This window comes from Reyranella soli, from assembly GCF_007992495.1.
In the GTDB taxonomy this organism is placed as follows: domain Bacteria; phylum Pseudomonadota; class Alphaproteobacteria; order Reyranellales; family Reyranellaceae; genus Reyranella; species Reyranella soli.
Map to the genome: position 1 here is coordinate 1 of NZ_BKAJ01000269.1, position 7,678 is coordinate 7,678.

At 61.7% G+C, this 7,678-nt stretch carries 7 protein-coding genes; 4 read left to right on the forward strand and 3 right to left on the reverse strand.

Going from position 1 to position 7,678, the window contains the following annotated elements; genetic code table 11:
- Window positions 1-100 precede the first annotated feature (100 nt).
- Window positions 101-1,864, reverse strand: a complete 1,764-nt coding sequence (locus tag RSO01_RS45085) for an adenylate/guanylate cyclase domain-containing protein (RefSeq protein ID WP_147157172.1) — start codon at window positions 1,862-1,864, stop codon at window positions 101-103.
- Window positions 1,861-3,660, reverse strand: a complete 1,800-nt coding sequence (locus tag RSO01_RS45090; RefSeq protein WP_147157173.1) for an adenylate/guanylate cyclase domain-containing protein — start codon at window positions 3,658-3,660, stop codon at window positions 1,861-1,863. Before RSO01_RS45090 ends, RSO01_RS45085 begins: the two co-directional genes overlap by 4 nt.
- A gap of 327 nt (window positions 3,661-3,987) precedes the next feature.
- Here RSO01_RS45090 and RSO01_RS48150 point away from each other — a divergent pair, with 327 nt between their 5' ends.
- From RSO01_RS48150 to RSO01_RS48155, 4 genes are all read left to right on the forward strand, one after another.
- Window positions 3,988-4,413: a hypothetical protein gene (locus RSO01_RS48150; RefSeq protein WP_170303859.1), complete on the forward strand. Its 426-nt coding sequence runs from the start codon at window positions 3,988-3,990 to the stop codon at window positions 4,411-4,413.
- A gap of 324 nt (window positions 4,414-4,737) precedes the next feature.
- Window positions 4,738-5,535, forward strand: a complete 798-nt coding sequence (locus RSO01_RS45100) for an alpha/beta fold hydrolase (RefSeq protein ID WP_147157175.1) — start codon at window positions 4,738-4,740, stop codon at window positions 5,533-5,535.
- Between the two features lie 35 nt (window positions 5,536-5,570).
- The gene (gene ligD, locus RSO01_RS45105; protein ID WP_147157176.1) at window positions 5,571-6,554 is read left to right on the forward strand and encodes a non-homologous end-joining DNA ligase; all 984 of its coding nucleotides are present in this window, start codon (window positions 5,571-5,573) and stop codon (window positions 6,552-6,554) included.
- 206 nt (window positions 6,555-6,760) lie between these two features.
- A complete protein-coding gene (locus RSO01_RS48155; RefSeq protein ID WP_170303860.1) occupies window positions 6,761-7,186 on the forward strand; it encodes a hypothetical protein in 426 nt (141 codons plus the stop codon).
- A gap of 105 nt (window positions 7,187-7,291) precedes the next feature.
- Here the strand turns inward: RSO01_RS48155 and RSO01_RS48160 are convergent, their stop codons facing one another.
- Window positions 7,292-7,543 (reverse strand): hypothetical protein, encoded by a 252-nt coding sequence (locus tag RSO01_RS48160; RefSeq protein WP_170303861.1) that lies wholly within the window; start codon window positions 7,541-7,543, stop codon window positions 7,292-7,294.
- Between the last annotated feature and the right edge of the window lie 135 nt (window positions 7,544-7,678).

Consider the following 7,678-nt stretch of genomic DNA (forward strand, 5'->3'; position numbering starts at 1 on the left):
GCCTGAAGTTCCGCGAGTGTGCCCGCCTCGTCGCTGCCGATGAGCTTCGAGTAGCCTACCACATCGGCCACCAGTATCGCAGCGAGGCGGCGATGTTCGGTCATTCCGGCAGACCTGCCAGCCGCAGACCTTCCATGTACAGAGCGCGATCTTTCTCCCGCCGCCACGCGGACGACATTCTAGTATTGCTCAGCCGCAGATCGGGAGTGATCGCGAGCAAGCGGGCCAGCGCCTTCTGCGCTTCCAGGGTCCTTCCCGATAACGCACAGGCGATTGTCTCGACGCGCGCCGTCGGCGCCCAATCGGGCTTCTCGAGCGCTGCCTTTCTCGCCCACGATGCAGCTTCGTCATAACGACCGGCAAAGAGGTGCGCCCAGCCCATGCCGGTGTAGAAGTGGTGGGCAAGCAGATCGAGCGGGCTGAGCCGGATGGCGCGCTCCAGCCGTGTGATGGCGTCGACGTGTTCGCCCAGGTACACGCGTCCCCACCCGCTCACGCTCCATGCAAGCGCCAAATTAGGGTTCAGAACGAGCGCGCGATCTACATAGGCGATCGCGCTATCCAGCTCACCAGCGAGAGTGGCTAGGGTAGCGGCACCCGTTACCAGCGCGAGCGGATCGTCCAAGCCAATCGCCACCGCGCGCCGTGCAAGTTCCACGGCATCGGGGACTTCACGCTGAGGATCAGACAACCAGCCGTTCGCTTGGCACACAGAAACGCACCACGATCCCAACCCGTAGGCGGCAGCGTAGGCAGGATCGAGGTCCGTCGCGCGGTGGAAGAACTGTCTGGCCACCGGCATGTCGTTCCTCGTGAAGAGATGATAGTGAGCCATACCGCGCAGGAAGCAGTCGTAGGCATCCAAGCTCTCAGGCGGCTTGCGCAGAGCGCGCTCCGTCTCGGCCCGCTCGAGTTTCGGCGCGATCGTACCGACCACGCTCGACGTCACCCGATCTTGGAGATCGAACACATCTTCGAGAACGCCGTCAAAATGGTCGGCCCACAAATGGCCACCCGTTGACACATCGATGAGCTGGCCATTGATGCGCAGGCGATTTGCTGCCTTGCGAACGCTCCCTTCCAGCACGTAGCGGACCCCAAGCTGCTGGCCAGCCTCTCTGATGTCGACCGCCTTCCCCTTGTATGTGAACGTCGAATTGCGCGCGATGACAAACAGCGACTTGAAGCGCGACAGGCTAGTGATGATGTCCTCGACGAGGCCATCAACGAAGTATTCCTGCTCAGGATCGCCTGAAATGTTCTGGAACGGCAGTACGGCAATCGATGGCTTATCGGGCAAAGGGAGTGCAGTCGGTGCGGGCACTGGTTCCGGCAATGCCGTCAGACCAGGATGCCAGCGCCAAACCTGAATTGGTCGAGCAATGTTCTTGAGTGCCTGTGTGCCGCCGTCATCGAACGCGGTGTCGAGGCGGTCGCGCACATCGTCATGCACGCGGCTCGATATGCAAATGCCTCCCGCCGGCGCGATCTCCTGCAGGCGAGCGGCAACGTTCACACCATCTCCGAAGATGTCGTCACCCTCGACGATGATGTCGCCGAGGTTGATGCCGATGCGGAGGGCAAAGCGCCGATCCTCGGCTATCTCGGCACCGCGGTCAGCCATTGCTGTCTGCACCTCAATAGCGCAGCGCACCGCGTTGACCACGCTCGGGAACTCCAGCAGCAGTCCATCGCCGGTGGTCTTGACGATGCGGCCGCCGTGCTTGGCGATGGCTGGGTCGACCACCTCCTGCCGAATGGCTTTCAGCGCCGCCAACGTGCCACTCTCATCCCGTCCCATCAGCCGCGAGTAGCCTGCGACGTCGGCGGAGACGATGGCGGCGAGGCGGCGCTGCTCGGTCATTCGGGCATACCGGCGAGACGCAGGGCTTGCACGAACATCGCTAGATTTGGTCCATTAGGGATCGCCAGCCGTTCGGAAAGTGTCTCGAGGCGGGTCTCTGGGTCGTACTCTCGATAAACCAGCCATGCGCGTCTCGCTGCTTCGGTTCGGCCAGCAAGCGCATGGGCCGCGACCAGCACCCGGTGTGCTGTGACGTGATGGGGCAGCAACCTCAGTGAACTCTCGGCCCAATGGACCGCCTCGTCATGTCGACCTGCGAAGAAGTGTGCGGCGGCCATCTGCCCGTGAGCTAGAAACATGAACGCATCACGCGGACTCAATCGCATCGCGCGCTCCAAATCGGCAATCGCCAGTTCGTGTTGGCCGAACCGATTGCGGCTGGTGCCCCGCCAAGTCCAACCCACAGCGAGATTGGGATCGAGGCGTACTGCTTCCTCAAGCAGAGCCGCTGCCTCCTCGTAACGTCTGCAGACAAACCCCAGCGAGTGTCCCGACAATGCAAGCACTCGGGCATCATTTCGATCCATTCGGAGTGCAGTGCGGGCTGCATGCTCAGCCTCAGCCGCGTTGTGTGCGGGATCACTGTCTCGGACCATGGACTTGGTCCCCACGCATCGAAATGCCTGCGTCGCCCAGGCGATGGCTAGTTTCGGATCAAGTGCGACGGCCTTGGCAAGGAGTAACTGCGCTTCGGTCAAGTTTTCGCGACTGTAGCCGGGTAAGGCCGCAAGTCCTCGTAGGTAGTAATCGTAGGCCTCTAAGTTGCCGACCTTCCGCGTCGAGCGTGTGATCTCTGCTTCCTCAAGGGCCGGCGCAACCTCGCCAACAACGCGACTAGCAATCTCGTCTTGCAGATCGAAGATGTCCTCCAGCGCGCCATCGAAGCGATCAGCCCACAAGTGCGCTCCTGACAGAGCATCGATGAGCTGGCCGGTGATGCGGATCCTCGTCCCCGCCTTGCGGACGCTGCCCTCCAAGACGTAGCGCACGCCGAGTTCGCGCCCGACCTGTCGGATGTCTGGAGACTTGCCCTTGTATGAGAAGGTGGAGTTCCGAGCGATGACGAACAGGGCTTTGGTGCGGGACAGCGCGGTTATGATGTCCTCCACCATTCCATCGGCAAAGTATTCCTGCTCGGGATCGCCGCTCATGTTCTGGAACGGCAACACGGCAATCGATGGCTTGTCGGGCAATGGCAGCGGCGCCTGCGGAGCAGCCAGGGGCGTGGTTGTCGCCTCGGAGATCACCACGGGCAGCCAGTCCTTCGGCTCCCACCTCACGTTAAAGGCCTGAACGGGGCGTTCGATGTTCTTCAGCGACAGGCCACCCAAATCCTCGAACGTCGCTTTCAATCGCCCGCCAACGGCATCGCGGACGTTGCCAGAAATCAGTATGCCACCAGCCGCCGCTTCCCCTTCCAACCGCGCAGCAACGTTGACACCGTCACCGTAGAGATCGTCGCCGTCGACGATCAGGTCACCCAGATGCAGACCCATGCGGAAAACGAGAGCGGTGTCAGCAGGCTGGCCGGCGTTGACCTGAGCCATGCCTTGCTGGAACTCAATGGCCGCGCTCAGTGCATCGACAGCGCTGGCGAACTCGACCAAGGCGCCGTCGCCGGTCAGCTTGACCAGACGGCCTCCGTATTTGGCCAGCACGGGATCGAGTTGTTCGGACCGGTTCTTGCGCAGGCGCGCCAACGTCCCGCTCTCATCGCGCCCCATTAGGCGGGAGTAGCCGACGACGTCAGCGGCAACGATTGCCGCCAGTTTGCGCTGCTCTCGCGCCAACGGCATCCCCCTAGGTAGCTGCCGAAATCGTAGGACTACTGTGGGAGCCGGGCAACAGACCTACTGCGGCGACCTGGGGGCCTCGCCTGACGCGCATGCCCTTCGCCGGTGTCGCCCGAGCTGATCGTCTCAGGAGCACATGGTCGCGTCAGTGACGGACGCTAGATTGGACATCTTCGGATAGCGGCCAGTCCGCCGGAAGACCCAACATCCGCGCCAACATTTCCTTCATCTCATTCGGCTCGAAGGGCTTGGCGATCAACGGAGCACCCCGGTATTCGATTGGAATTGTCGCCAGCGGGTAGCCGGTAAGGAACATGAAGGGAATGCGCCGTGCCGAAAGGATCGCGCAAAAACCGGAAAACACGGGCGGCCATTGAGGTTGATGTCCAGGATGGCGCCGTCGAGTGCGCGTTCGCAGGCCATTTGCACGGCGCTTTCCAACCAGCCGACAGGGCCGATCGGCTCGAGGCCGCACTCGCGCAGAAATTCTGCCACGACATCGGCTACCAGCAGGTTGTCGTCACAGACGAGTACCCGGCCCCCGTGCCGCGCACGACCGTCGCTTTGCATTGGCTAACCCCACCACCCACTCGCGCCTGGAGAATAGCAGAAACGCCTTGCGCGCGCCCTCTCTTCGCAACCTCGATCTCCTGTTCGCCCAAGCGAACGGCGCTGTCCAATTTATGCAAGATGGCGGCGCCGCGCATGGTGTTCGGCGAGAAGACCGCCTTCAGGCTGCAGGAAGGGCGGCATTAGAAACGTCGTCTCGACGAACACGCTGAACAACAGGTCGAGCACTTTGTAGGTAGCGCCTCCGCTGGCCTTTAGCGACCCAGGCGAATTGTGCTTCAGTCTCTGTCGTGGGAACGATTAGGGTCAAAACCCATAAAATTCGTGCGCGCCGCTGTGGGACCGGCTGGAGAAGCACGTTGAACTTTTGAGTCGTTCAATGGGCAGACTGCGTCCGCTTGCGCTCGGTTGCACTGTGCATCATGCTATCCACCCGGCTTTACTAGCCGGGCCGCCCTCATCCATGGCGGGGCTGGGCTTAAAGCCGTTCCAATCACAGGGGAGGGTTTAATGCCACGCGTCGACAACAAAGGCATTTCGATCCACTACAGGGTCGAGGGCAATGGACCACCGCTCGTCCTTCAGCACGGCTTTGCCGATAGCAGCGAGACTTGGTACGAGCGAGGCTACGTCGCGGCATTGAAGCCGAAATACCGCCTCGTCCTGATCGACGCTCGCGGCCATGGGCAAAGCGACAAGCCCCACGATCCTCCGTCCTTTACGCCGGAAAAGTTCGCATCCGACACGGTCGCCGTCCTCGACGATCTCGGTATCAGGACCACCGCATATTGGGGCTATTCAATGGGAGGCTGGATTGGGTTTGCCTTGGCCCGGTACGCGCTGGGTCGTGTTGGCTGTTTCGTGATCGGAGGTGCGTCGGCCGGTACCGCATCGGCATTTCCAACCGAACCGGGAAAGGAAGACGTCCTGATTGCGGCGCTTCGTGGCGGACCAGACGAGGTCATCAAAGTTTGGGGTGAGTGGGCCACCCCTCAAGTTCGCGAGCGTGTCGTGGCCTACGATACTGCCGCGCTGATTGCCTGCCGACGGCAACGGCTGATCACCGCGGGATTTCCCGACGTGCTGGGCAAGATTAGCGTGCCGACGCTCCTCTATGCTGGAGGGGCTGATCCTATCCACGACCCAGCACGGCAAACTGCTTCCGAGATAGCCAATGCACGGTTCATGTCGTTACCGGGTTTGGACCATTTAGGAGCGATGTGCCGTAGCGATCTTGTTCTCCTCCACGTCGAACCGTTTCTGGCGGAAGTCCTGTTACCGCCTGCGCAATCGACTGCGGCCAGTTGAGGTCGCGGAAGCAGACGCGGCGTCGGACGAATTTTATGGGTTTTGCCCCTAGTCGGCCGCCAAAATGGATCAAGCCGCAGCTGACGCGCCTCGTCGAAGAAGCGCCGTCGGGCGATGGTCGGGTGCATGAGGTCAAGTATGACGGGTACCGGATGCATGCGCGTATCGACGGCAAGGACATCAAGCTCCTCACCCGCACAGGATTGGACTGGTCCCACCGATACCGGCGCACGATCGAGGCGCTTAGCTCCCTGAAGGCCAAGTCGGCATATCTCGACGGTGAGCTGCGCGCCCTCAATGCCGACGGCGTGCCGGTCTTCAGCCGGCTGCAGGCGTCTATGGATGAAGACCGCACCGACCAGCTCGTATTTTTCACCTTCGATCTCCTGTTCCTGAATGGCCAAAGCACCGCCCAACTGCCGCTTATCGAACGGAAGGAAAAGCTCGCACGCCTGTTCAAGAAGGAGATCGGCGGTCTGCGCTATAGCGAACACGTCGCAGGCGATGGCCCCCGCTTCCGGCAGCACGCCTGCAAGCTCGGCCTAGAAGGCGCAATCTCGAAGCTCGCTGATCGCCCCTACGATCCAGGCGACCGTGGGATCTGGGTCAAGTCGAAGTGCCTGAACCGCGAGGAGTTCGTCGTCTTGGGCTGGACCGATCCTGAGGGAAGCCGATCGCACATCGGCGCCTTACTCCTGGGCTACTACACCGACGATGGGCACCTACATTATGCTGGGCGTGCCGGGACGGGCATCACCGACAAGGAGCTGAAACGGCTGGCCGGAGTGCTGGGGCCGTTGCAGGTCAAGCGCATGCCGCTCGCCGAGGCGCTGCCGCGTGATAGCCGTTTCGGCTCGCCGCTGCAGCTTTCCAAGGTGCATTGGGTGCGCCCCGAGATCGTCGTGGAAGTGACCTACCTCACCTGGACCGAAGACAACCTGCTGCGGCAGGTCTCCTACCAGGGGCAGCGCGAGGACAAGCCCGCAAAGCAGGTTGTGCGGGCAGTGCCGCATCCGTGATGCGCGGCATGATGAACCAGTTGCCGTGGGAGCGTGCAGTATTGAACGTCTCGTGCCAGCGGCCCGCCCTGGGCCCTGTGCTAAAGCGAACAGCCTCCCGCCTCATAAGTCACTAGTCTCAGGCATTGCTGGCTTCAGCCGTCATCGAGAGCCAGCGGCCGAGAGAGCCCGTGATGTGCTCGCGCTCGCGCGTCGAGGGGGCATGCATGACATACGAAGAATATCTCTTGCACGCGGATGAATGCGAACGACTGGCCGAGTCGGCCACGCTGCCATCCAACCGCCTCTCCCTGTTATCAGCAGCAGAGATGTGGCGAAGGATGGCGGCCGATGCCAAGCCGCGCGATGGAGCTGGACTAGACCCGGTCTTGGGAGCCCCACGAAGTGACACATCTGAAGGCGAGCTGCTGGCCCAGATCGAGAAACTAGCCTCGACGATCAGTCGCGATATGGACGCATTGGGCCGAGCAAAATCAATGCGCGCTCGTTCATACCTCTGGACACGTATCCTACTGAAAATGATCGAACGTCGAGAACTTCGAGACCGCCTTCCCGGCGCCCGCCTCGTTGCTGAGGCGGTGGCCCCTACAGACCCAGACACTTCGTCCGAAAGGCAAACGGACCATGTTTGACACGAAAGCTCCAATGCCAGCGATGACGCCGAGCGATCGGCACGTCGTATTCGGACTTATTCTCGCCATCGCCCTCTTTGCTGCCTCCTCGGTTGTGTATCTCCTCTAGGAAGGTTTGAAAGACTCAGGAGCCAAGGGGTCGATATGGAACCCATCGGCGCTCTTGACGATCCAGTCACCGACCTTAGCTGCCACACGCCGCCCGTCCGGCGTCTCAACTGAAACTGTGCCGTTACTCTCCCGAAAGGCCGCGAGTTCGCTATCAGCGTGTAGGTCGCAGATCACCTCCCAGGCCTTGTCGTCACCAGTCCATTGCACCCTACCGAACGTCGGCACGCTGCGGTTCCCTTTGATCATGGCCAGACAACGTCATCGTCGCTCTGGTCGTTGCTGGTGCGGTAGCCGGGCGTAAAGGGAATTCCGTCCCCACCGTGCCAGACCGTGGTCAAGGCCGATCGGCAGGCCGGGCAAGCCACACGCACGCCGGGCCCC

Bases quoted from the DNA above. Each gene is read 5' to 3' on its own strand.
- RSO01_RS45100 (WP_147157175.1), top strand. From the start codon at position 4,738: ATGCCACGCGTCGACAACAAAGGCATTTCGATCCACTACAGGGTCGAG.
- RSO01_RS48160 (WP_170303861.1), bottom strand. From the start codon at position 7,543: ATGATCAAAGGGAACCGCAGCGTGCCGACGTTCGGTAGGGTGCAATGG.
- ligD (WP_147157176.1), top strand. From the start codon at position 5,571: ATGGGTTTTGCCCCTAGTCGGCCGCCAAAATGGATCAAGCCGCAGCTG.
- RSO01_RS45090 (WP_147157173.1), bottom strand. From the start codon at position 3,660: ATGCCGTTGGCGCGAGAGCAGCGCAAACTGGCGGCAATCGTTGCCGCT.
- RSO01_RS48155 (WP_170303860.1), top strand. From the start codon at position 6,761: ATGACATACGAAGAATATCTCTTGCACGCGGATGAATGCGAACGACTG.
- RSO01_RS45085 (WP_147157172.1), bottom strand. From the start codon at position 1,864: ATGACCGAGCAGCGCCGCCTCGCCGCCATCGTCTCCGCCGACGTCGCA.